Below are 21,613 nucleotides of genomic sequence, written 5' to 3'. Positions count from 1 at the left end.
TCAGTCACTGATACGCACCTTCTTTTCAAAATAAGCTCCCACAAAGGTGAGGATCATCACCAGCACATAATAGACGGCAGCCGCTACGATGAAGGCTTCAAAAGCCCGGAAAGTCTTGGCCTGGATCAAATCTGCCCAGCGCAGGGTATCGGCCACCCCGATGACGGAAACCAAGCTGGAATCCTTCAGGAGGGCGATGCTTTCGTTGATCAGGGCCGGGAAAGTATTCTTGATGGCCTGGGGCAGGATCACGTCCAGGATGAACCGGTGCTTGGGCACCCCCAGGGAAAGGGCTGCTTCCCACTGGCCTTTATCCACGGAAAGGATACCGCCCCGGAGAGCTTCTGAAATATAAGCCGCGGAATTCAGTCCAAAGGACAGGACCCCGGCTTCCAGGGCTGAAATAGTATATCCAGTGATCTGGGGCGTGGCGAAATAGATCAGCATCAGCTGCACCAAAAGCGGTGTCCCCCGGAAGACGGAAATATAGAACCGGGCCAGGGGCGCCAGGATCCGGTTCCGGGAGATGGTGATGAGGGCCAGGAAAAAGCCCCCGATGAACCCCAGGAAGGTGGAGAAGAAGGTGAATTTCAACGTCACCCACACAGCACTTTCCAGAAGGGGCAGATATGGCACTAAAACGGAAAATTTAAACATAGGATTTCGCTTCTCTTTTCAAGTGGGATTATTGTTTGGCAATGTCCAATTTGGCTTCCGCTGCTTCATACTGCTTGGCGGCCGCTTCTCCCAGGTATTGCACCAGGATCTTGTGGAATTCCCCGTTGGACTTCATTTCTTTCAGGATGTCGTTGATCTTGGCCACATCCTTGGAATCTTTGGGCAGGGCGATGGCAAAGGTATCGTCGTTGACCACGGGCAGATCCAGGATGGCCATTTCCAGCTCCGGATTCTCCTTCACGAATACGGAGGCCTGGGCCGAATCGAAGAGCCCGGCATCCAGACGGCTGTTCTTGATGTCCTGGACCACCAGCGGGGTATTGTCCAGTTCCGTCACTTCGATGCCGCCGGCTTCCTTCAGTTCCTTCACATAAGTGGTGCCCATGGAAGCCCCTGCTTTCTTCCCCTTCAGATCAGCCAGGGATTTGAATCCGGCCCCCTTCTTGAAGATCAGAGCCTTCATGGGGAAATAATAGGGCTTGGAGAAAGAGACCACTTCTTTCCGTTTGGCGGTGGGAGAGATCCCGGAAATGATCATGTCCGCCCGGCCGCTCTGGAGGGTAGGGACCAGGGAAGCGAACTTCATATCCTGGAATTCCACCGGTCTCCCCAGCTTCTTCCCAATGTACTTGGCAATCTCGATATCGATGCCCGTGTAGTCCTTGGTGCCTTCCTTGACGCTTTCAAAGGGCGGGAAGGTGGCGTTGATGGCCACCACCAGCTTCTTTCCCCCGTCCGCTCCCTTGGCGGCTTCTTTCTTGGTATCCGATCCGCCACAGCCAGCGATCAGCAGGGCGGACAGTCCGATGGCCAATCCAGCCAGCAGTTTCTTGCGCAGTTCCATGATATTTCCCCTTCTCCTTTGTTACAGGCCCAGTTCCTTGACTTTCTTTTCATAATCCGCCGTCTGTTCTTCGCCCATATGCTTCACCAGGATCTTATGGAAATCCCCATTCTTCTTCATTTCATCCAGGATGGCGTTGACTTTTTCCACATCCTTGGAATCTTTCGGGAAGGCGATGGCAAAGGTGTCATCATTGCTGGTGGACAGTTTCATCATGTGCATTTCCAGTTCCGGATGTTCCTGGCAGAACACGATGGCATGGGTGCCGTCGCACACGGTAGCATCCAGACGGCCGTTCAAGACATCCTGGACGGCCATGGTGGCGCTGTCCAGTTCCACTACATCGATGCCCGGCACGGATTTCAGTTCCTTCACATAGGTGGTGCCCATGGTGGCACCGGCCTTATGGCCTTTCAGGGCTTCCAGGGTGGTGAAGTTGGTCCCTTTCTTGGCCACGATGGCTTTGGGCGGGTAGAAATAGGGTTTGGTGAAGCTGACCACTTCACTGCGCTTGGCCGTGGGAGAGATCCCGGAGATCACCATGTCCGCCCGGCCGCTCTGAAGGGTGGGGATCAGGGAGGCGAATTTCATATCGGTGACTTCCACTTTCTTCCCCAGCTTCTTGGCGATGTAGTTGGCGATGTCCACATCGATGCCGGTGAACTTCTGGGTCTTGCTGTCCACATATTCAAAAGGCGGGAAGGTGGCCGTCATGGCGACCCGCAGGGTCCCTCCCTCTTCTTTTTTGGCTTCTTTCTTTGCGCTGCCGCCGCACCCGGCAATCACCAAGGAGGCAGAAACTGCAGCCAGGGCCGCCGCCATCATTTTCATCCATTTTGCTTTCATCATTCCAAGCTCCTTTCAAATCTCTCTGCTTATTTTCCTTCCTGTTTTTCCCCATATTCCGGGAATCCGTTCTGGGCCAGGAGATGCCGGGCCACCTGTTCATCGGTGGCAATCCACACTCCATGGTCCTTGGCATAGCGGATGAAGCTCCGCAGGGCATGGATATACCCCGGATGGCCGATGAACTGGGGATGCATGACGAAATTCATGTAGCCTCCCTCTTCCAGCAGGCCGTCCAGCTCTTCCTTCCAGATCTGCACCATTTCCCGTCCGCTCTTCAAGTAGTAGTGCTCCGGGTGCTGGATGGTATACATATCATAAGAAGTGTCATCGTTGATGCTGTCCTTGGGCAGTTCCACGATGGGGATGGGCTTCCCATCCAGCTGATGGATGAAGGGACGGTCCGTATCCCGCCAGTTGGAAGAATAAATATACCCTCTCTCCAGCCAAAGCTTCAAATGGAAATCGTACAGGAGTCCATCAGGACTCCGGTCTCCCATGGGCCGTTTGCCGATGATCCCCTGGTAGATCTTCTCACATTTCTCCATCAGGGCATTTTCTTTCTCATAATCGTCATAGGCTTCATGGAGATAGCCATGGTAGGCGATTTCGTGGCCCTGGGCGTCGATGTCCTGGATCACGTCCGGATGGAGTTCTGCCGTGTAGGCCGGGGTGAAGAAGGTGGCCTTGACCCCTTCGCTCTCCAGCAGCCAAAGGATCCGGGGGATCCCCTGCTTGACGGAATACCGTCCCCGAGAAACATGGACAGGATGATGGTAATTGATGGGATTCCTTGTGAGCCACAAGGTCTCTGCGTCGATGTCAAAGGAGAGACACAGGGCCATGGGTCTGTGATCCGGCCAATTCATGTTCATTTCGTTTCGCTCTCCTTTACCCTATAGAATTCTTTCACATACCGGGCCACGGTCTCACAGTCGGCGATCCAGGCCCCCCGTTGCTGCATATACAGGATGAACCGTTCCAGCATAGCGATCCGGCTGACCCGGCCGATGAGCTGGGGATGGAGTTTCAGGACCATGATCTTGTCCCCTTCTGCCGCCAGTTCGTCGAAGGCATCCTGCCACATGGCATACACATCGTCAGGCAGGTAACTGCAGTTGATGGGCGCTTCATCTGCATAGGAAAAGTAAAAATAAGAAAAATCGTCCACAGCTACATCCGTGGGCAGTTCCACCAGGCCGTTCTCCAGCACATAGGGCCAGTCGCAGTCCTTCAGGGTGGAATCATAGAGATAACCCCGGCGGCTGAACAGGTCCAGGCTGTACTCCTGGAGAGCGTCCAGAGGGCCCCGGGCCCCCACCGGTTTCCGGCCGGACAGTTCCTGGATCAGTCCCTCACTTTTTTCCAGGTTCCCGGTTTCCTCTTCTTCCGGGATCCCGATGGTGTTGTTGTGGTCATAGCCGTGATAAGCGATTTCATACTTCCCGGCTGCAATTTCCCGGCACTGTTCCGGATACTTTTCGATGATTTCCCCCGGAAGGAAGAACGTGGCAGGCAGCTGATGCCGCTGGAGCATGGCCAGGCACCGTTTCAGCCCCTCCTTGGGCCCATACTGGCCCCGTGATACATCTGCAAAGCCGATTTTCCGCTTCCCGATGACGGAATACCGCAGCAGTTCCGCATCGAAGTCGAAGGTCAGCATGACGGCGATCCGTTTGCCCTCCGGCCACTGGATCCCGTCTCCATTTTTCAAAGAAATCACTGGTTTCACCCTCTGTAAGAATAATAATGTAAGTCTCGCTGATGATAAAGGATATTATACCATAGTTGTGGGGTGGTGTGAATATTTTTTCATAAAATATGTATAAGTATTTGTACTGTAATATTTGGTACAATTTAGGCATGACAAAGGGGTTGCTGCATGTGTAAAGATCACACATGCAGCAACCCCTTCTACAATCTCTCTTACAGTGCAGCCTTGGCGGTTTCCACCAGTTTGGTGAAAGCGGCAGCATCGTTGACAGCCATGTCGGCCAGCACTTTCCGGTCCAGCACGACACCGGCTTTGGTCAGTCCGCAGATGAAACGGCTGTAGCTCAGGCCGTTGGCCCGGGTGGCAGCGTTGATCCGGGCGATCCACAGCTGACGGAATTCACGTTTCTTAGCTCTTCTGTCACGGCGGGCATACATCAGGCCCTTCATGACGGTTTCATTGGCCTTCTTGAACAGCTTGCTCTTGGAACCTCTGTAGCCTTTGGCCAGCTTCAGGATGTGTTTATGACGTCTATGGGCGGTTACGCCGACTTTAATTCTTGCCATTTGTTATTTCCTCCTTGGAATCTCTGCAATCTCTCTGACAGTGGAATTATGCGTAGGGCAGCATCTTGGCTACGCGTTCGTGGTCGGTCTTGTGGACCAGAGCTGCTTTGCGCAGGTTTCTCTTGCGGGTAGGAGATTTGTGTTCCAGGATATGGCTCCGGAAAGCTTTACCACGTTTGAATTCACCGGTAGCGGTGGCTTTGAAGCGTTTAGCAGCAGATCTGCGGGTTTTCATTTTCGGCATGATTGGACATCCTCCTTGTTATTTGGAACTTTTGGGAGCAACGATCATGATCATGTTGCGTCCTTCCAGCTTCGGCTTTCTTTCCACAGTGGCAATTTCCTGCAGTTGGTCAGCCATTCTATTCAGTAATTGTTCACCCAGTTCCGGATGGGTCATTTCCCGGCCCCGGAACATGATGGTAACTTTTACCTTGTCACCGCCCTGTAAGAAGCGGATGGCATTCTTGGTCTTGACTTCGAAATCGTGGTCTTCGATGCGGATCCGGAGTTTGACTTCCTTTACATCGATGACTCTCTGGCGTTTCCGGGCCTCTTTTTCTCTTTTCTGCTGTTCATAGAGATACTTGCCGTAATCCATGATCCGGCAGACCGGAGGTTTGGCTTTCGGGGCGATTTCCACCAGGTCCAGGTGCTTTTCTTCGGCCAGGTGCAGGGCATCATGGATGGACATGATCCCGAACTGTTCCCCGTCCACAGAGTTGACACGAACTTCCCTTGCGCGGATGGCTTCATTGATCCGCAGTTCATCTTTTGCTATGACGTTCACCTCCAATAAATTTTGAAACAATAAAATAAAACGGGCGAACCAAAGTCCACCCGTTGCAAATCCCTATCATTGACCCTGTCGAGCGTTGCCGCAAGGTGAGAAGCAGGTGGCCTCTACTTTGGTTACTTGATTATTATACCACAAGAAGAAAAATATGCAAGTTTTTTTTTACATCATCTTCCGGAACCGGTCCATGGGCAGCAGTCGGTAAAGCACCATGCAGATCACCAAGTCCGGGATCAGGTAGGTGCCATTGGCCACCAGGGAATAGACTGCCGGGGACATGCCCTTGGGCGCGTAGCTGGCAAAGAAGGCCACCCCGGAGATGAAATGGAACAAGTATCGGATACCCACCCCCACTGTCATGCCCAGATAAGGACGCTGGGGGAAGAATCCGCACAGCCCCAGGGCCATAAAGGGCAGGGGATAATCGAAGAGCACCTGGACCGGCTGGAGGATATAGGGATTCAGCAGCAGGTTCAGCAGCCCGTAGACAAAGCCGGCCATGATCCCCACTTCCGGACCATAGGCAAAAGCGATGAGCATCATGGGCAGCATGCCCCCCAGGGTGATGGTGCCGCCGTAGGGCATCCGGTAAAGGGGCAGCAGGCTCAGCACCAGGGTAAGGGCCAGAAGCAGTCCGCAGACGGCAGCCTGATGTGTAGTGAGCTTCACCTTTCGGGTCCGCAGCAAAAAGGCCAGGAGCAGGAACACTCCCAGCAGGGTCAGGAGGGTCAGGGGGCTTTTTCCCAGCATGGCAAAGAGCTTCATCGTGCCTCCCCTGCTTCCCGAGCCCGGCGCATCAGGCAGATTTCTTCCTGGTAGCCTGCCAGCTCATTGGGTGTCTCCAGGATAAAGGGCAGATCCCGGAGAGCCGGATGGTCCACGACCCTTTCCAGGGCTTCCAGACCGATGCACCCCAAGCCCAGCTTTTCATGCCGGTCCTTGTGGGCTCCCAGGGGATTCTTGCTGTCGTTGAGATGGATGGCCTTCAGCCGGTCCAGCCCCAGGACCCGGTCGAAAGTTTCCAGCACTCCGTCCAGATGGGAGGCGATATCATAGCCCCCGTCCCACACATGGCAGGTATCCAGGCAGATCCCTACTTTTTCCGGCAGTTCCAGCCGGTCGATGATGGCCCGGAGCTCTTCAAAGGTCCGCCCCACTTCCGTCCCCTTCCCGGCCATGGTCTCTAAAAGCAGGGTGGTATGTTCCGCCCGGGGCAGTACAGCATTGAGGCAGGCTGCGATGAGCTGGATGCCGGTGTCTGCTCCCTGACCCAGATGGTTTCCCGGATGCATATTGTAATAATTGCCGGGGATAGCTTCCATTTTTTCCAGGTCATCCCCGATGGTCTCCTGGGCAAAGGTCCGCACGTCCTCCTTGCTGGAAGCCGGGTTCAGGGTATATGGGGCATGGGCCACCAGGGGAATGGACCGGTTGGGCGCCCACAGGGCCTGGAACTTTTCCACATCCTTAGGATCGATGGCTTTGGCCCGGCTGCCTCGGGGGTTCCGGGTGAAAAAGGCAAAGGTGTCCGCCCCGATGGCAAGGGCCGTCTTCCCCATGGCGGCGAACCCTTTGCTGGAAGACAGATGACATCCGATATGAAGCATTTCGCGATTCTTCCTTTCAAATTACTTGACGCTGCTGGCAAAGGCAAAAGGCAGCTCGATGATGTAGCGCATCCCCCGGCCTTCTGCATTGTCCGCCTTGATCTGGCCTCCCAGAAGCTGGACCAGCCGCTGTGTCACCACAAGGCCCAAGCCTCCGTGGACCCGGGCGTTCCCCACCTGGCGGGTCAGTTCGAAGGGCAGGAAGGCCTTGTCCACCATTTCTTGGGGCACTTTCATGCCGGCACAGAGCACGGTGAATTCCATGGCTGCTTTCTTGTTCTTCACCAGTTTCTGGCGCACCGCGCACAGGACCTTCTGTCCCTTATCCGTAAAGAGCAGGGCATGGGTCAGGAGATTCAGGAGCACTTGTTCCAGCCGCTTCTCATCTCCGATCAAATGGGGATACAGAAGGGGTTCCACGGTGCAGCTGTAGGAGATGCCCCGTTTTTCTGCTTCTTTCTGGAACAGCTGGTTCATTTTCTCCAACGTTCCATCCACATTGAATTCCTCGCTGCAGATTTCCAGGTTCCCGTTCTCGATGTCGGACAGTTCCTTCACATCTTCGATCATGGCCATGAGATAGTGGACTTCCTCCTGGCTTTCGTCCATATATTCCTTCCGCCGCTGGGGATCCACTTCATCCTTGGTGAGGGTCAGGTTCCCCATGATGTCCCGGAGGGCTTCCCGGGTATCCTGGCTGAAACGGTTCAGGAATTCACTCTTGGCCTGGGCCGCTTCCCGCGCCTCATTCATATCCAGGCTCAGCTGGGCCCGTTTTTCCATTTCTGCACAGTGGCTGTCATCCACGCCCCGTTTCAACAAAAGGCAGCTGCGGCTGTGGATCTTGTCATTCTTGAGACCCTGGAACAGGAAGGATTTCCAGTGGAACTCCCCATCCGGTCCCTTTTCCCGTGCCGTGAACTCCACCTGGCTGCAGGTCTTCATGGCCTTTTCGATGGCTCCCTTCAGATATTCCTCTGAATACTTCAGGGCGTCCCCCGGATGGAGCGGGCCGATCAGGTCCCCCACTCCGTCGATGTCCCGTTCCTGGATCTGGAGATCCCCGTCCACGAACCGATACCGATAGACTTTCTGTTTCTTCCAATCCACATCTTCCAGGCTTTCATAGGTATCACACAGGTGGGCGATCATCCGGGCGATCCGGTACCGCATCTTCCGCTCCCGGCGCAGCTGATGGGTCCGGAACCGGTAAGCGATGAAGAAAAGGACCAGGAGCCCCAGAAGGATCTCCGCACCTGTCTTCAGGAAAGGCAGAGGCGGAAGATTTCCCGCTTCGCCCGCTAAAAGGGCCTTCCAGCCTGCAATCTGACTACCCAGGGTATTGATGATTTCCATGTTCCACGCTCCTTGCCCTTACTGTTGGAGCTGCTGACGAAGATAATTTTCCGCCGCCTGCAGCTGGTTGGCCCCTTCTTCACCGGCGGCTTCCACCACCTCATCCGGGGTAATGCCTACTTTATCGATGCTCCTCCCGCTGGGGGTATAATACCGGGCTACGGTAAGCTTCACCGCCGTCTGGTTGCTCAGGAGGAAAATATTCTGGACCACGCCCTTGCCGTAGGTCTTCACCCCGAAGAGCTTCCCGGATCCCGTATCCTGGATGGCACCGGAAACGATCTCCGCCGCACTGGCCGTCCCATGGTTCACCAGCACTGCCAGGGGAAAATCCACTTTTTCCAAGCTGGAAGATTCCGTCTGGGTGTTCCCATCCTTGTCGGTGACGGACACGATGGGGCCTTTGGGCACCAGATACCGGGCCACCCCCACGCCGCTTTCCAGGAGGCCTCCCGGATTGTCCCGGAGATCCAACACCAGGGCTTTCATCCCCTGATCCCGGAGTTGCTGGAGTTTTTCCCCGAAATCCTTGTCCGTATCTTCGTTGAAATTGGTCACCCGGATGTAGCCGATGCCGTCTCCGTCCATGCGCCCATAGACACTTTTCAGCTTGATATCGCTGCGGGTCACGGTGATGTCTTTGGCTTCTTCACTGCCCCGTTTCAAGGTCAGAGTCACTTGGGAACCGTCCTGCCCCCGGATCTTCTTCACCACTTCATTGAGACTCTGGCCGCTCAGATCCTCCCCATCGATTTTCAGCAGGATGTCTCCCGCCTTGATTCCCGCTTTGTAAGCTGGAGTGTCTTCGATGGGGGAGACCACCACGAACTGGTTGTCCTTCCGCAGGCCCATCACCATGCCCACTCCGCCGAAATGGCCTTCGGTCATGGTGGAAAGGGCTTCGAAATCCTGGTTGTCCAGGTAGGAAGAATAAGGGTCGTTCAGGACCCCTACCATGCCTTTGAGTGCCCCGTCATAGATCTTTTTCCGATCGGTTTCCCCTACATAATGCCGCTGGATCAGGTGCATGGTCCGGACGATCTGGAAAAGGGCTCCCGGGTCTCCGATCCAGTTTTTCATCAAATAATAGGTCCCGCCGCTGAACACACCCAGGGACAGGAAGAATACCCCCAACAGCTGGGGGGCGGTATAACGTTTCTTGAACATAATTTGCCTCTGTGGGATGCTGCCCGGCAGCATCCCTGTCACTGGTCAATTGTCACTGGCCGCTGGAAGGCAAACGCCGGGCGTTTGCCACCGAATGCAGAAATCATCTCTGCTCTTTACTCTTCACTCTGCACTCTTTTACGGCAGATACTGCAGAGGGCTCACCACTTCCCCGTGGATCCGGACTTCGAAATGACAGTGGGGACCAGTGGAATTGCCGGTGCTGCCGGCCAGGGCAATGGTCTGCCCCTTGCTCACCTGTTCCCCTTCGCCCACGGTGATGGACGAATTGTGCCCGTACAGAGTCACCATACCGCCCCCGTGGTCGATCATCACCGCATTCCCGTAGCCGCCCATCCAGCCGGCATAGACCACGGTACCGCTGTCCGCAGCATGGACCGGGTCCCCGTAATCGGCCCCGATATCCAGCCCGGCGTGGAAGATCTGGGTTCCCCAGATGGGATGGACCCGCCATCCGAAAGGAGAAGTGATCTCCCCATTCACCGGCCAGGAGAGCTGACCGGTGCCGCCAGCCTGTGGCATCAGCCGGCCTTCTTCCTCCATCCGCTGGATCATGGCAGTGATTTCCTGGCTGTTCCGCTGGAGTTCCTCATACTCTGCATCCAGCTGGGCCTTTTCTGCCAAGGCCTGCTCATAGAGGGCCTGCCGCTCCACGGTCTTCTGGGCCACGATTTTCTGTTCCGCCTGGCCTTCCGCATAGGCGAAATTCAGCTGGTGCCTGATTTCTTCCAGCTGGGCCTTCTGCTCCAGCAGGGCCTCTTTCTGGACTTCCAGCCGGTCGATCAGGTCGAAATCCCGCCGGATCACCCGCTGGAGCAGGTACATCCGGGAAGCAAAATCCCGGAAGTCCGCAGACCCCAGCAGCACATCCAGATAGTTCACCTGGCCGTTTTCATAGATATCCCGCAGCCGTTTCTCGTAGATTTTCCGGGTCACATCATAATCATGCTGTTTGGCTGCCAGAGCCGCCTCATTCTGCCGGATCCGGATTTCCAGGGCCCGCTGCCGGCTTTCGATGGCCGCCAGTTTCCGCTTGGCCTCCGCCAGTTCGTTCTGGGCCGCAATGAGCCGTTCCACGGCATTTCCGATTTCCTGCTTCTTCTGTTCCCGCTGGGCATCCTTCTCATCCATCTGGCGCTGGACATCTTCCAGTTCCGCCTTCTTGTCCTCGATGGATTCCGCCCAGGAAACCGGGACAGAAAGCTGGAGTCCGGCCAGGAGGGCCGCCAGGAGGGCTGTGCCTTTTTTCATGCCCACCGCCTCCTATACATCCAGGAACTTCCGCAGGGAAATGCTGCTGCCCAGGGCCCCGATCAAGGTCCCCACACAGATCAGCCCGGCGGATAGATACCCCATGGTGGGCCAGCTGGGGAGCATGGGGAAAAAGGCCAGGGTCCCATAGATTTTGGCCTGGATGGCATTGTAGCCCTGGACCAGGATCAGGGAAGCGATCACCGCCCCTGCAAAACCCATGAGCATCCCTTCCAGCAGGAAAGGCCAGCGGATGAACCAGTCCGTGGCGCCCACGTATTTCATGATATTCACTTCCCGGCGCCGAGCAAAGACGGTGATCCGGATGGTGTTGGAAATGATGAACAGAGTGGCGATGGCCAAAAGGACGATCAGCAGGATCCCCCCGATCCGCAGCACTCGGGTGAGCTGGAAGAGATGTTCCACCACTTCCTGGCCGAATTTGGCCGTTTCCACTCCGGGCATCTGCTGGAACTGGGCCACCAGCTGAGGGATCCGTTCTGGATTGTCCACCTGGATCTCAAAGGAGGCCGGAAAGGGATTGTCCTCCCCCAAGGCCGCCAGGAGCTTCTGCTGTTCCCCCAGCCGTTTCCGGAATTCAGCCAGGGCTTCTTCCTTGGTCCGGGGAGTCACCTTCACGATCCCGGCAGTGCTCCGGAGGACCTTTTCCATATGTTTCAGCTGTTCTGCGGAAGCACTGTCATCCATATAGATGGTGACCTGGACCTGGTTCTCCAGATGGCTGGCCAGGTTGTTCACATTGAGCACCATGGTGAGGAAGATCCCCAGTACCAGGATGGACAGGGCCACCGTGCTGATAGAAGCAATGCTCATCAGAGAATTCCGCTTGAGGGAGGTGAAGGTTTCCTTGATGTAATACCATTTCGTACTAAACTTCATACCCGTAGACTCCTTTGCGGTCATCCCGTACGATCCGCCCGTTTTCCAGGGCGATGACCCGTTTCTGCATGTAATCCACCATGGTCTTGTCATGGGTGGCCATGATGATGGTGGTGCCGTTGTTGTTGATCTGGGTGAAGATCTCCATGATGTCCTTGCTGGTCTCCGGATCCAAGTTGCCGGTGGGTTCATCAGCGATCACCAGGAGAGGATCATTGACGATGGCCCGGGCGATGGCCACCCGCTGCTGTTCGCCGCCGCTCATCTCTCCGGGATAATTGTCTCCCCGATCCTTCAGCCCCACCAATTCCAGCACTTCGCTGACCCGTTTCCGGATCTTATGGCCGGGGGCTTCGATCACCTGCATGGCAAAAGCCACGTTTTCATAGGCCGTCCGGTCATTGAGCAGGCGGAAATCCTGAAAGACGATCCCCAGCTGCCGCCGGAGATAGGGGATATCTCCCCGTTTCAGTTTCATCACATCCACCCCGTCCACCAGGATCTGCCCGGAAGTGGGTTCGATTTCCCGGGAAATCATCCGTATGAAAGTGGATTTCCCGGCCCCGCTGGGGCCCACCAGGAACACAAACTCCCCCGGCTTGATATGTACGTTGATATCCTCCAGGGCCACCGCCCCGCCAGGATAGACCTTGCCTGCATGACGCATTTCCAGCATGGATCGACCTCCTGTATCTTTGCTTTTCGTTTAGCGATGGATCAGTTCCAGTGCCCGGCCGATATTGGCCCGGGCTTCTTCCCGCAGGGCGCAGATCCGTTCTCTGCCCTGCCGTCCGTCCGCATGCCACAGCCGTCCGGCCATGGAGACCAATTCTTCACTGGTGATCCGTCCGATGGTGTCCACCACATTCCCCTTCATCCCGTCCACGAACCGGTCCACCTTTGGATCATAGGAGATGGCCATAAAGGGCACATCGTTGATGGCCGCGAACACCAGGGCATGGAGCCGCATGCCGATCAGAAGATGGAGATTGCAGATCAGGTCCTGATATCCCTGGGTGGAGCATTTCTGGTCCAGGATGAATACATCCCGGCTGTCTTCCATGGCAGCTTCCACCTGGGCGGAAAGCTGGGCGTCCGCCGGGAACTGGAGAGGGAGGAAAAGGATCTGGGCCTGGTACTGGTGCTTCAGAGCATCCGCCGCCTTGGCAAATTCCTGGATGAACCGTTCTTCTCCCTTCCAGTGCCGGAGGGCGAACCCCACCAGGGGCCGGGAACGATCCACCCCCAATTGATCCAAAAGAAGGGTCCCTTCTTCCTTCCGGCCTTCCGGCAGGGAAAACACCGCATCGCTGGTGACCCGGATTTTTTCCGGGGAGAACCCCATGGCTTTCAAGTCGTCCAGGGAGCCGTCATCCCGGACGGTGATCAAATCCACTTTCTGGCAGACCAGCCGGGTCAGCCAACGGCTGAAGCTTCCCCGAATGGGCCCGATGCCCTGGGCAAAGAGCATGACTTTCTTCCCCAGGAGAGTCCCCAGGGCGATGATGGACAGGTAATAGTAGAGACTGAGCCGGCTGGTCACGTTCTGGAGCAGGCTGCCTCCTCCGGAAAGGAGCAGGTCCGTCCCAGCCATAGCCCGGCAGATTCCCCAAAGATCGAACCGATGGATGGCCTTTACCGGGTGGAGCCGTGCGGTCACTTCCGGATGGCCGGAGAGTACCGTCAGTTCCACCTGGGGGGCCTGCTCTTTCAGGCTGGTCACGATGGCGGTGAGCATGGCTTCGTCTCCTGCATTGGAAAAGCCATAATACCCGGAAATCAGGATCTTACCCAAGGGGATTCCTCCTCTTTTGATAGAAAGCCTGGACATGGGGATAAGCCAGGGCGAAAATGGCCAGGGCGATGAGCCCAGCTGCCACGCCTACCCCGTAACCGTCCAAGGCCCGTACATAGCTCATGAGGATGGGCGAACGCATATGGGCGAAAGTCTGCACCGCACTGCCCTGGCCGATGGCCGCTCCCGTGACGCAGAGCCCATAGAACCAGGTGGGCAGTTTCTTCCAGGCCGCCCAGGCCGCCAGGAAGAAAGCTGGATGGCCGATCATGAATTCCTTTTCCCGGGGACGGGCCCACATGGTCTCTTCCAAGAAGAACCGGAGCTTCTGTTCGATGGCCGGCACCGGCACCCCAGCCGTATGGCCGCTGCGGCCGATGAACACCCAGGCCACGAAAGCGAACACCCCCAGGATGAACAGAGCTTTCAAATTCAGAGGACGGTCCAGGAATCCCATCACCCGATGGAAAGGCTTCCGCCAGTCTTCTCCCTGCTGCCACAGGCCATGGGTCCGGAGGAACAGCAGGAAGGTCAGCACCACCGGCAGCATGAAGGTAGCCTTCACCCCTCGGTAGATATCCATTTCCAAAAGGAAACGGGTATCGCTGAGGATGCCTCCTACCATGGCCGCCCCGATGAGGGACAGGAGGATTGTCTCAAAGAGATGGACACAGGTCCGCAGAGCCACAGTTCCCAGGCTGCCTTTGGATCCGTTCTTCCGCCAGATTCCCATCATCCGGTGCATGCTCAGTACCGGGAAGATCACAGCGGCTCCGAAAGCCACCCCCTGCCGGGCCATAAGACCCAAAGGACCGGCAAAGAGCCCGGCGGTCACCAACGCCCCGAAGATCCCCACCCCTTTGACATAGTGTCTTTCCGGCAGGATGCCCAGGAGCAGGAAATACAGGCACCAGGCGGCGGCCAGAGAGAAGGCCATGGGGATGTACCACAGCCGGCTGGGCTGATAGACCTTGTAAATATCCGCCGGTCCTTTGGCAAAGCCCTTGCTGGCCACGTCCCGGGTCACCCGGTCCACATAGTCCAGGTTGGTCTGGAGCAGGGTCTTGTTGTCCCGGGGAGTCAGGAAGGTCTTGATGTAGTTCACCCGGATGTTCCGTTCCTCATCCGCCAGGGACCAGCGGCGGAAGGCATCGAACACCTGCATTTTCCGCTGTTCCGCATCGGCGATCACATAGGTCCGGGCCACCTGGTAGTCAGCCAGTCTGGCCAGTTCGGTCATCCCTTCCAGTTTTACGAACTGGAGCTGGGTGACCCCTTCCACCATACCCATGGTAATGTGCCGCTGGAGCAGGTTCTGGGCCACCAGAGGCAGGTACTTCTTATTCCCCAGCATCTGCTTGCCGCTGCCGATGATCAGGCTCACTTTGGCTCCGCTGTCATCCAGCCGGCGGAAGAAGGCGTTGATCTGTTCTTCTTCGCTGGCAGCGGCAGCGGTGTACCGTTCACAATAATTGGTGGGACGGATGGCCACCAGGAAGCCATTCTTCGTCACATCCTGGAGCTCATCCGTAGAAGGCCCCAGGTCCATTTCCCGGACCCCCCGTTCATCCCCGGCAATGGGATTCTTGCTGATGATGGTGTCCCCATCGAACCGAAGGATCAAAGGAGAGGCGCTCAGTTCAACGATCCGTTCTTTCCCGAACCGGAGCCGGATGTCCTCTTCCACTTCTTTCAAAGCCCGCTCACTGGTACCGGCAGAAATGTACAAGGCATCCACCAAAAAGTCCGGCTTGTCTACGATGGCCTGCCATTCCGGACGGAGCTGCTGGACCCGTGCCAGTTCCAAAAGCTGTGCCCCCGTCAGTACGTTCACCGACCCTTTCTGGGCCAGTTTGTCCAGGCTGGTATCGAATACCGTAAGGGTGGTCACTCCTCTGTCCCGGAACTCCTTGAACACCTGTTCCTTGGGGACCCCTTCCTCCTGGGCCATACGCACCAGGCTGTTGTATTCCATGACGGTCTCAATGGTCTTGTTGGCCCGTTCCACCTGGATCCGCTGCCAGTTCAGGCACAAAGATGCCGCCAGCCCCAGGCCCACCAGGGTCAGGAAAAGTTTCTCATAGGTTTTCATCGCTCCACCCCGCTGCTCAGTGCTTCAGGCTTCGCAGATACGCTTCTACAAACGGGTCCAGATCCCCGTCCATCACGGCCTGGATGTTGCCGGTTTCTGCACCGGTCCGATGGTCCTTCACCATGGTGTAGGGCTGGAATACATAGGAGCGGATCTGGCTGCCCCATTCGATGGCCTGGTAATCCCCGGCGATCTCGCTGATTTTTTTGTCCTGGATGGCCTTTTCGTATTCATACAGTTTGGCACGGAGCAAGGCCAGGCAGCGTTCCTTGTTCTGGAGCTGGCTCCGTTCGTTCTGGCACTGGACCACGATCCCGGTGGGGAGGTGGGTCATCCGGACGGCGGAAGAAGTCTTGTTGACGTGCTGTCCGCCGGCGCCGCTGGCCCGATAGTAGTCCACCCGTACATCATCCATGTTCAAATCCACTTCCACGGTTTCGTCCAGTTCCGGCATGACGTCCACTGCGGCAAAAGAAGTGTGCCGCCGGGCGTTGGCGTCAAAGGGAGAGATCCGCACCAGCCGGTGGACCCCCTTCTCACTTTTCAGGTAGCCATAGGCATTGTGCCCCTGGATGGTCAGAGTGGCACTTTTCACCCCGGCTTCTTCCCCAGGAAGCAGGTCCAGGAGTTCCACGGTGAACCCTTTCCGTTCCGCATACCGAGTGTACATCCGCAGCAGCATGTTGGTCCAGTCCTGGGCTTCCGTGCCGCCGGCCCCGGCATGGAGGGTCAGGATGGCGTTGTTGGCATCGTACTGGTCGCTGAGCAGCATGCCCAGTTCCAAGTCTGCCAGGGTCTTCCGGGCGTTCTCCACTTCCTCCTCGATTTCGCCCTGGAGGCTGTCATCCTTTTCTTCCATGGCCATTTCCCAGAGGGTCTCCACATCCTCCAGTTTCTGGGAAAGCCCATGGTACGTCTCCACTTCGCTTTTCAGGTTGTTGGCTTCCTGAGCCACTACCTGGGCCTTGTCCGGATCATCCCAGAAACCGGGTGCTGCCATCTGATGCTCCAGGTCTTCGATCCGTTCTTCTTTTTGGGCGATCTTCAGCCCGCCTTTCAATTCGTCCAATTTCTCTTTCAGTTGGGTGATCGCCGGTTTCAGTTCTTCCAGTAACAAGATATTCCAGCCCTTTCTTTTCGAAAATAAAAATGGGAAAAACGAAGCCGGGTTTCCCCAGCTCCGTTTGCTGCATCCCTTTTGTGCTTCAGCCTTTCCTGCCCGGCCTCAGCCCCAAGGTCACTTGGACCCGCTGTTTTTCTCCGCCTTATGGAGTTCTGCCGGAGCCTGGGCTCCTTCTGCCGTCCCGTCCACGTTGGGGTTGTTCACAGAAGCCTCGGAAAGATGGTCTTCCACCGTAGGCTGGGTCACTACGTTCACCCGGTACATGTACCGGACCACATCATCCACAATGGCTTCCTTCATGGCTTCGAACATATCATAAGCTTCAAATTTGTATTCCACCAGAGGATCCCGCTGGCCGTAAGCCCGGAGCCCGATCCCTTCCCGGAGGGCATCCATGGCATCCAGGTGTTCCATCCAGTGGGTATCCACCACCTTCAGCATCACAAGGTTCTCCAGTTCCCGCATGATGGGGGCAGTGATGGCGGCTTCCCGTTCATCATAATAGGCATGGGCCAGTTTGTGGAGGGATTCCTCCAGTTCCTCCCGGCTCATATTGGACAGTTCATCGGCCTTCAGCCGGCCCAGGGGTGCATAGAATTCCTCTGCATATTTAATCATGGCAGGGACATCCCAGTCTTCGCTGTAGGCTTCTTTAGGGGCATACATATCCATGGTCCGGTCCACGATGTGGTCCGCCATGCCCAGCACTGTTTCCTTCAGATCCGCCTTTTCCAGGATCTTCCGGCGCTGGTCATAGATCACTTCCCGCTGTTCGTTCATCACATCGTCATATTCCAGCACGTGTTTCCGGATGTCGAAATTCCGGCTTTCCACTTTCTTCTGGGCGTTCTCGATGGACCGGGTGACCAGCCGGTGTTCGATGGGCTCATCTTCGTCCATCCCCAGCTTGTCCATGATCCCGGAAATATTGTCAGAGCCGAAGAGCCGCATCAGATCATCTTCCAGGGACAGATAGAACCGGGTGGAGCCAGGGTCTCCCTGCCGGGCGCAGCGGCCCCGGAGCTGATTGTCGATCCGGCGGGATTCGTGGCGTTCCGTACCGATGATATGGAGCCCACCCAGTTCGGCCACCCCTTCGCCCAGGGTGATATCCGTACCACGGCCGGCCATGTTGGTGGCAATGGTCACAGCACCCATCTGGCCGGCATCAGCTACGATCTCGGCTTCCTTTTCGTGGTACTTGGCATTCAGTACATTGTGCTGGATGCCTTTTTTATGGAGCATGGCGGACAGTTCCTCGCTCTGGGCGATGGAAGTGGTCCCCACTAGCACCGGACGGCCGATGGCGTGGAGTTCTTCGATGGCCTTCACCACGGCCCGGTACTTGGCCTTCTTGGTCTTGTAGATCACATCCGGATAGTCGATCCGGATATTGGGTTTATTGGTAGGCACCACATACACGCTAAGGCCGTAGATTTTCTGGAATTCCTGTTCTTCCGTCTTGGCCGTGCCCGTCATCCCGGAAAGCTTCTCGTACATCCGGAAGTAGTTCTGGAAGGTGATGGTGGCCAGGGTCTGGCTTTCCCGTTCCACCTTCACATGTTCCTTGGCTTCGATGGCCTGGTGCAGCCCTTCGGAATACCGGCGCCCGTACATGAGACGGCCAGTGAATTCGTCCACGATGATGACTTCCCCGTCCTTCACCACATAGTCCCGGTCCCGGATCATCAGGGCCTTGGCCTTCAGGGCTTCCATCAGCTGATGGGACAGGTCCGTGCCATTTTCCGGATCATACATGTTCTTCACACCCAGGAGCTTTTCCGCCTTGGCGATCCCAGTTTCCGTAGGAGCCACAGTCTTGAGCTTCTCATCCACGGTGTAATCTTCTTTTTCCTTGAAGTTCTTCACTACATCGGCCATGATGTTGTAGAGATCCGTGGATTTTTCCCCAGGGCCGGAAATGATCAGCGGGGTCCGGGCTTCATCGATGAGGATGGAGTCCACTTCGTCCACGATGGCATAATGGAGAGGCCGCTGGACCATCTGGTCCAGAGAGACCACCATGTTGTCCCGGAGGTAGTCGAACCCAAATTCATTGTTGGTGCCGTAGGTGATGTCCGCTGCATAGGCCGCCTTCCGGGCGGGATAATCCATATCGTGGATGATCAGCCCTACAGAAAGGCCCAGGAACCGGTACACCCGGCCCATATCTTCGCTGTCCCGGCGGGCCAGGTAGTCGTTGACGGTGACCACATGGACCCCTTTCCCTTCCAGGGCATTCAGATAGGCCGGCAGGGTAGCCACCAGGGTCTTCCCTTCACCGGTACGCATCTCGGCGATGTTCCCCCGGTGGAGGATACAGCCCCCGATCAGCTGCACATCGAAATGGCGCAGCCCCAGCACCCGGCGGGAAGCTTCCCGGACCACGGCGAAGGCTTCCGGCAGCAGGTCGTCCAGGGTCTCCCCTTTGGACAGGCGCAGCTTGAATTCTTGGGTCTTGGCACACAGACGGGCATCGCTGAGACCGGACATTTCCGGTTCCAGCGCATTGATCTTATCCACATAGCCTTGGCAGACCTTCAGTTCTTTCTTATTAGGGTCCCCAAAGACCAGTTTCATCAGGTTTTCCAGCAAGTATATCACTCCTCGATACTGCAGCGCTCCAGGCGCAAAACTATCATTCTAAATCTATTTTTTAATTGTAACAAATGCGTATATGAAAGTCAAAAAGAGTCGGGGCAAATGCCTCGACTCTTTGTAAAAATTTCATGAATTCCCGGAAAGGGACCCTCCTCAAGGTCCTTTAGGCCAGTTCCGGATTGATCAGGCCGTAATCCCCGCTCTTTCTCCGGTAGACGATGGCGATCTTTTCCGTTTCCGCATTGAAGAATACGAAGAAATCATGGTTCAGCATATTCATCTGCATGATGGCTTCCTGGACGCCCATGGGCCGCATGGTGTAGTTCTTGGTCCGGGCCACTTTGAATTCTTCCGTCTCTTCCGGTACTTCTTCAGTTACATCCGGCAGGGGAGCCGGTTCTGCATCCCGGAAATTGCTGTATTTCCGTTTCATCAGACGGGTCTTATATTTGTGGATCTGCCGTTCGATCTTTTCCACACACTGGTCGATGGATGCATACATATTTTCGGACGATTCCTGGGCTCTCAGGACGATGCCGCTGGCCGGGACCGTGATTTCAACGATATGGTTCCCCTTTTCCACCCGCATCACCGCCGTAATCTCTCCTACGGTCTTGAACTGCTTGGTAATGGTCTGGACACGTTTTTCCACATAATCTCTTAATGCCTGGGTAACCTCGATGTTTTTACCACGAACTTTGACTGCCATAATAACTACCTCCTCACCAATGGGACATTTCCCATCGTTGTTATTAATACTATTCTACAACTGTGCAGAAATCCCTGCAAAGAAAATGGGGAAAATGTAAAATTTTTGGATAAAAGAGAAGGGGTTGTTGCACGTGTGAAAACCATACACGTGCAGCACCCCCTTCTTACAATATCTTCGAAAGGAAATTCTGTGCCCGTTCGTTTTTAGGATGGGCGAAGAATTCGGTGGGGTCACCCTGTTCCAGGATCTTTCCCCCGTCCAGGAAGAGGATCCGATCCCCGACTTCCCGGGCAAAGCCCATTTCATGAGTCACCACCACCATGGTCATCCCTTCCTGGGCCAGGTTCTTCATCACGTCCAGCACTTCGTTGATCATTTCCGGATCCAGGGCAGATGTGGGTTCGTCAAAGAGCATGGCCTTGGGCTTCATGCACAGGGCCCGGGCAATGGCCACCCGCTGCTGCTGGCCCCCAGATAGGCTTCCCGGATAGGCCTCTGCCTTGTTCAGCAGGCCCACCTTGTCCAGGTACAGTTTGGCTTTTTCCACCGCTTCCTCTTTGGATTCGTGGCGGACGATCATGGGCGCCAAAATCAGGTTGTCCATCACCGTCATATGGGGGAACAGGTTGAACCGCTGGAACACCATCCCCACTTCTTTCCGCACTTCGTTGATGTTGGCTTCCCCGTTGAGGGGGATCCCGTCAAAAGTGATGGTGCCGGCGGTGGGCACTTCCAGATAGTTCAGGCAGCGCAGAAAAGTACTCTTCCCTCCGCCGCTGGGACCGATCACCACCACCACTTCCTGTTCGGCGATGGTCACATCGATGCCCTTGAGGACCTCATTGTCCCCGTAACTTTTTCGGAGTCCTTGGACTTTGATCATTTCATTGTTCATCTTTCTTATACCGCCTTTCCAGGACGCCTACGAAACGAGCCACGGCAAATGTCATGACCAGATAGATGATGGCCACGCTGAGCCAGATCTCAAAAGAAGCATAGGTCCGGGCGATGATCAGCTGGCCCCGCCGGGTCAATTCTTCGAACCCAATGACGGACACCAGGGAAGAATCCTTCAGCATGGCGATGAATTCGTTGCCCAGAGGCGGAATGATCCGCTTGAAGGCCTGGGGCAGGATGATGTGGCGCATGGTTTGCCACCAGGTCATGCCCAAGCTCCGGCCGGCTTCCATCTGTCCCTTGTCGATGGATTCGATGCCGCCCCGGAAGATTTCCGCTACATAGGCCCCGGAATTGATGGAGCAGGCGGAAATGGCGGCCACATAAGCGTCCACCCGGTGATGGATCAACGCCGGCAGGGCGAAATACACCAGGAAGATCTGGACCAAAAGAGGCGTCCCCCGGAGGAACGTCACATAAATGTCTCCTAAAATGCGCAGTGCCCTGATCCCGCAGAGCCTGATCAGGGACACGATGACACCGATCGCCAGGCCCAGGCCCACGCTCGCTGCCGTGATTTCTACAGTGATGCCTGCCCCGGCAAGCAGCAGGGGCAGGGATTCTTTGATGATCTCAAAATTCATGCA

22 protein-coding genes are annotated in these 21,613 nt (G+C 56.1%); all 22 read right to left on the bottom strand.

The genetic code is table 11. The features are described 5' to 3' along the window. Positions 1–657, bottom strand: a complete 657-nt coding sequence (locus tag BQ2657_RS07540) for an amino acid ABC transporter permease (protein WP_075580076.1) — start codon at positions 655–657, stop codon at positions 1–3. A gap of 28 nt (positions 658–685) precedes the next feature. Further along, positions 686–1,522 carry a transporter substrate-binding domain-containing protein gene (locus tag BQ2657_RS07535; protein ID WP_075580075.1) on the bottom strand — a complete coding sequence of 279 codons (837 nt, stop codon included), beginning with the start codon at positions 1,520–1,522 and terminating at the stop codon, positions 686–688. A 21-nt stretch (positions 1,523–1,543) separates the two neighbouring features. Beyond that, positions 1,544–2,371, bottom strand: a complete 828-nt coding sequence (locus tag BQ2657_RS07530; protein WP_083236206.1) for a substrate-binding periplasmic protein — start codon at positions 2,369–2,371, stop codon at positions 1,544–1,546. Positions 2,372–2,397: 26 nt separating this feature from the next. After that, the gene (locus BQ2657_RS07525; RefSeq protein WP_083236205.1) at positions 2,398–3,243 is read right to left on the bottom strand and encodes a polysaccharide deacetylase family protein; all 846 of its coding nucleotides are present in this window, start codon (positions 3,241–3,243) and stop codon (positions 2,398–2,400) included. Continuing rightward, positions 3,240–4,091 carry a polysaccharide deacetylase family protein gene (locus BQ2657_RS07520; RefSeq protein ID WP_075580073.1) on the bottom strand — a complete coding sequence of 284 codons (852 nt, stop codon included), beginning with the start codon at positions 4,089–4,091 and terminating at the stop codon, positions 3,240–3,242. The genes BQ2657_RS07525 and BQ2657_RS07520 overlap by 4 nt, the downstream gene beginning before the upstream one ends. 203 nt (positions 4,092–4,294) lie before the next feature. Further along, positions 4,295–4,648 carry a 50S ribosomal protein L20 gene (gene rplT / locus BQ2657_RS07515; RefSeq protein ID WP_075580072.1) on the bottom strand — a complete coding sequence of 118 codons (354 nt, stop codon included), beginning with the start codon at positions 4,646–4,648 and terminating at the stop codon, positions 4,295–4,297. 46 nt (positions 4,649–4,694) lie between these two features. Then, on the bottom strand, positions 4,695–4,892 hold the full coding sequence (rpmI, locus tag BQ2657_RS07510) for a 50S ribosomal protein L35 (RefSeq protein WP_075580071.1): 198 nt from the start codon (positions 4,890–4,892) through the stop codon (positions 4,695–4,697). 18 nt (positions 4,893–4,910) lie between these two features. Further along, positions 4,911–5,444, bottom strand: a complete 534-nt coding sequence (infC, locus tag BQ2657_RS07505; protein ID WP_198524577.1) for a translation initiation factor IF-3 — start codon at positions 5,442–5,444, stop codon at positions 4,911–4,913. 162 nt (positions 5,445–5,606) lie between these two features. Continuing rightward, a complete protein-coding gene (gene thiT / locus BQ2657_RS07500; RefSeq protein ID WP_075580069.1) occupies positions 5,607–6,209 on the bottom strand; it encodes an energy-coupled thiamine transporter ThiT in 603 nt (200 codons plus the stop codon). Beyond that, positions 6,206–7,051 carry a deoxyribonuclease IV gene (locus BQ2657_RS07495; RefSeq protein WP_075580068.1) on the bottom strand — a complete coding sequence of 282 codons (846 nt, stop codon included), beginning with the start codon at positions 7,049–7,051 and terminating at the stop codon, positions 6,206–6,208. Before BQ2657_RS07495 ends, thiT begins: the two co-directional genes overlap by 4 nt. Before the next feature lie 21 nt (positions 7,052–7,072). Beyond that, positions 7,073–8,407 (bottom strand): sensor histidine kinase, encoded by a 1,335-nt coding sequence (locus tag BQ2657_RS07490; protein ID WP_075580067.1) that lies wholly within the window; start codon positions 8,405–8,407, stop codon positions 7,073–7,075. A gap of 18 nt (positions 8,408–8,425) precedes the next feature. Next, positions 8,426–9,574 carry a S41 family peptidase gene (locus tag BQ2657_RS07485; protein ID WP_075580066.1) on the bottom strand — a complete coding sequence of 383 codons (1,149 nt, stop codon included), beginning with the start codon at positions 9,572–9,574 and terminating at the stop codon, positions 8,426–8,428. Positions 9,575–9,712: 138 nt separating this feature from the next. Beyond that, the gene (locus BQ2657_RS07480; RefSeq protein WP_075580065.1) at positions 9,713–10,846 is read right to left on the bottom strand and encodes a murein hydrolase activator EnvC family protein; all 1,134 of its coding nucleotides are present in this window, start codon (positions 10,844–10,846) and stop codon (positions 9,713–9,715) included. Between the two features lie 12 nt (positions 10,847–10,858). Beyond that, a complete protein-coding gene (ftsX, locus tag BQ2657_RS07475; RefSeq protein ID WP_075580064.1) occupies positions 10,859–11,746 on the bottom strand; it encodes a permease-like cell division protein FtsX in 888 nt (295 codons plus the stop codon). Further along, entirely contained in the window at positions 11,736–12,422 is a 687-nt protein-coding gene (gene ftsE, locus BQ2657_RS07470) for a cell division ATP-binding protein FtsE (protein ID WP_075580063.1), read from the bottom strand. Before ftsE ends, ftsX begins: the two co-directional genes overlap by 11 nt. 30 nt (positions 12,423–12,452) lie before the next feature. Continuing rightward, positions 12,453–13,541 (bottom strand): polysaccharide pyruvyl transferase CsaB, encoded by a 1,089-nt coding sequence (gene csaB, locus BQ2657_RS07465; protein WP_075580062.1) that lies wholly within the window; start codon positions 13,539–13,541, stop codon positions 12,453–12,455. After that, complete coding sequence (locus BQ2657_RS07460; RefSeq protein ID WP_075580061.1) at positions 13,534–15,633, bottom strand: DUF5693 family protein; 2,100 nt, start codon at positions 15,631–15,633, stop codon at positions 13,534–13,536. Before BQ2657_RS07460 ends, csaB begins: the two co-directional genes overlap by 8 nt. Positions 15,634–15,649: 16 nt before the next feature. Continuing rightward, positions 15,650–16,750, bottom strand: coding sequence for a peptide chain release factor 2 (gene prfB, locus BQ2657_RS07455; RefSeq protein WP_075580060.1), 1,101 nt, complete (start codon positions 16,748–16,750; stop codon positions 15,650–15,652). A gap of 120 nt (positions 16,751–16,870) precedes the next feature. After that, the gene (secA, locus tag BQ2657_RS07450; RefSeq protein WP_345742843.1) at positions 16,871–19,336 is read right to left on the bottom strand and encodes a preprotein translocase subunit SecA; all 2,466 of its coding nucleotides are present in this window, start codon (positions 19,334–19,336) and stop codon (positions 16,871–16,873) included. Positions 19,337–19,520: 184 nt separating this feature from the next. After that, positions 19,521–20,066, bottom strand: coding sequence for a ribosome hibernation-promoting factor, HPF/YfiA family (hpf, locus tag BQ2657_RS07445; protein WP_075580058.1), 546 nt, complete (start codon positions 20,064–20,066; stop codon positions 19,521–19,523). 166 nt (positions 20,067–20,232) lie between these two features. Next, positions 20,233–20,952 carry an amino acid ABC transporter ATP-binding protein gene (locus tag BQ2657_RS07440; protein ID WP_075581019.1) on the bottom strand — a complete coding sequence of 240 codons (720 nt, stop codon included), beginning with the start codon at positions 20,950–20,952 and terminating at the stop codon, positions 20,233–20,235. Position 20,953: 1 nt separating this feature from the next. Further along, positions 20,954–21,610: an amino acid ABC transporter permease gene (locus BQ2657_RS07435; protein WP_075580057.1), complete on the bottom strand. Its 657-nt coding sequence runs from the start codon at positions 21,608–21,610 to the stop codon at positions 20,954–20,956. Positions 21,611–21,613 lie beyond the last annotated feature (3 nt).

It is taken from the genome of Acidaminococcus massiliensis (assembly GCF_900095825.1).
In the GTDB taxonomy this organism is placed as follows: Bacteria; Bacillota; Negativicutes; order Acidaminococcales; family Acidaminococcaceae; genus Acidaminococcus; species Acidaminococcus massiliensis.
The sequence above is the reverse complement of the archived record's forward strand: the minus strand, read 5'-3'. Positions and strand labels throughout refer to the sequence as shown.

Excerpts from the sequence above, each read along its gene's own strand:
- BQ2657_RS07540 (WP_075580076.1), bottom strand. The coding sequence starts at position 657 with ATGTTTAAATTTTCCGTTTTAGTGCCATATCTGCCCCTTCTGGAAAGT.
- BQ2657_RS07535 (WP_075580075.1), bottom strand. The coding sequence starts at position 1,522 with ATGGAACTGCGCAAGAAACTGCTGGCTGGATTGGCCATCGGACTGTCC.
- BQ2657_RS07530 (WP_083236206.1), bottom strand. The coding sequence starts at position 2,371 with ATGATGAAAGCAAAATGGATGAAAATGATGGCGGCGGCCCTGGCTGCA.
- BQ2657_RS07525 (WP_083236205.1), bottom strand. The coding sequence starts at position 3,243 with ATGAACATGAATTGGCCGGATCACAGACCCATGGCCCTGTGTCTCTCC.
- rplT (WP_075580072.1), bottom strand. The coding sequence starts at position 4,648 with ATGGCAAGAATTAAAGTCGGCGTAACCGCCCATAGACGTCATAAACAC.
- rpmI (WP_075580071.1), bottom strand. The coding sequence starts at position 4,892 with ATGCCGAAAATGAAAACCCGCAGATCTGCTGCTAAACGCTTCAAAGCC.
- thiT (WP_075580069.1), bottom strand. The coding sequence starts at position 6,209 with ATGAAGCTCTTTGCCATGCTGGGAAAAAGCCCCCTGACCCTCCTGACC.
- BQ2657_RS07495 (WP_075580068.1), bottom strand. The coding sequence starts at position 7,051 with ATGCTTCATATCGGATGTCATCTGTCTTCCAGCAAAGGGTTCGCCGCC.
- BQ2657_RS07490 (WP_075580067.1), bottom strand. The coding sequence starts at position 8,407 with ATGGAAATCATCAATACCCTGGGTAGTCAGATTGCAGGCTGGAAGGCC.
- BQ2657_RS07485 (WP_075580066.1), bottom strand. The coding sequence starts at position 9,574 with ATGTTCAAGAAACGTTATACCGCCCCCCAGCTGTTGGGGGTATTCTTC.
- BQ2657_RS07480 (WP_075580065.1), bottom strand. The coding sequence starts at position 10,846 with ATGAAAAAAGGCACAGCCCTCCTGGCGGCCCTCCTGGCCGGACTCCAG.
- ftsX (WP_075580064.1), bottom strand. The coding sequence starts at position 11,746 with ATGAAGTTTAGTACGAAATGGTATTACATCAAGGAAACCTTCACCTCC.
- ftsE (WP_075580063.1), bottom strand. The coding sequence starts at position 12,422 with ATGCTGGAAATGCGTCATGCAGGCAAGGTCTATCCTGGCGGGGCGGTG.
- BQ2657_RS07460 (WP_075580061.1), bottom strand. The coding sequence starts at position 15,633 with ATGAAAACCTATGAGAAACTTTTCCTGACCCTGGTGGGCCTGGGGCTG.
- secA (WP_345742843.1), bottom strand. The coding sequence starts at position 19,336 with ATGAAACTGGTCTTTGGGGACCCTAATAAGAAAGAACTGAAGGTCTGC.
- hpf (WP_075580058.1), bottom strand. The coding sequence starts at position 20,066 with ATGGCAGTCAAAGTTCGTGGTAAAAACATCGAGGTTACCCAGGCATTA.
- BQ2657_RS07440 (WP_075581019.1), bottom strand. The coding sequence starts at position 20,952 with ATGATCAAAGTCCAAGGACTCCGAAAAAGTTACGGGGACAATGAGGTC.
- BQ2657_RS07435 (WP_075580057.1), bottom strand. The coding sequence starts at position 21,610 with ATGAATTTTGAGATCATCAAAGAATCCCTGCCCCTGCTGCTTGCCGGG.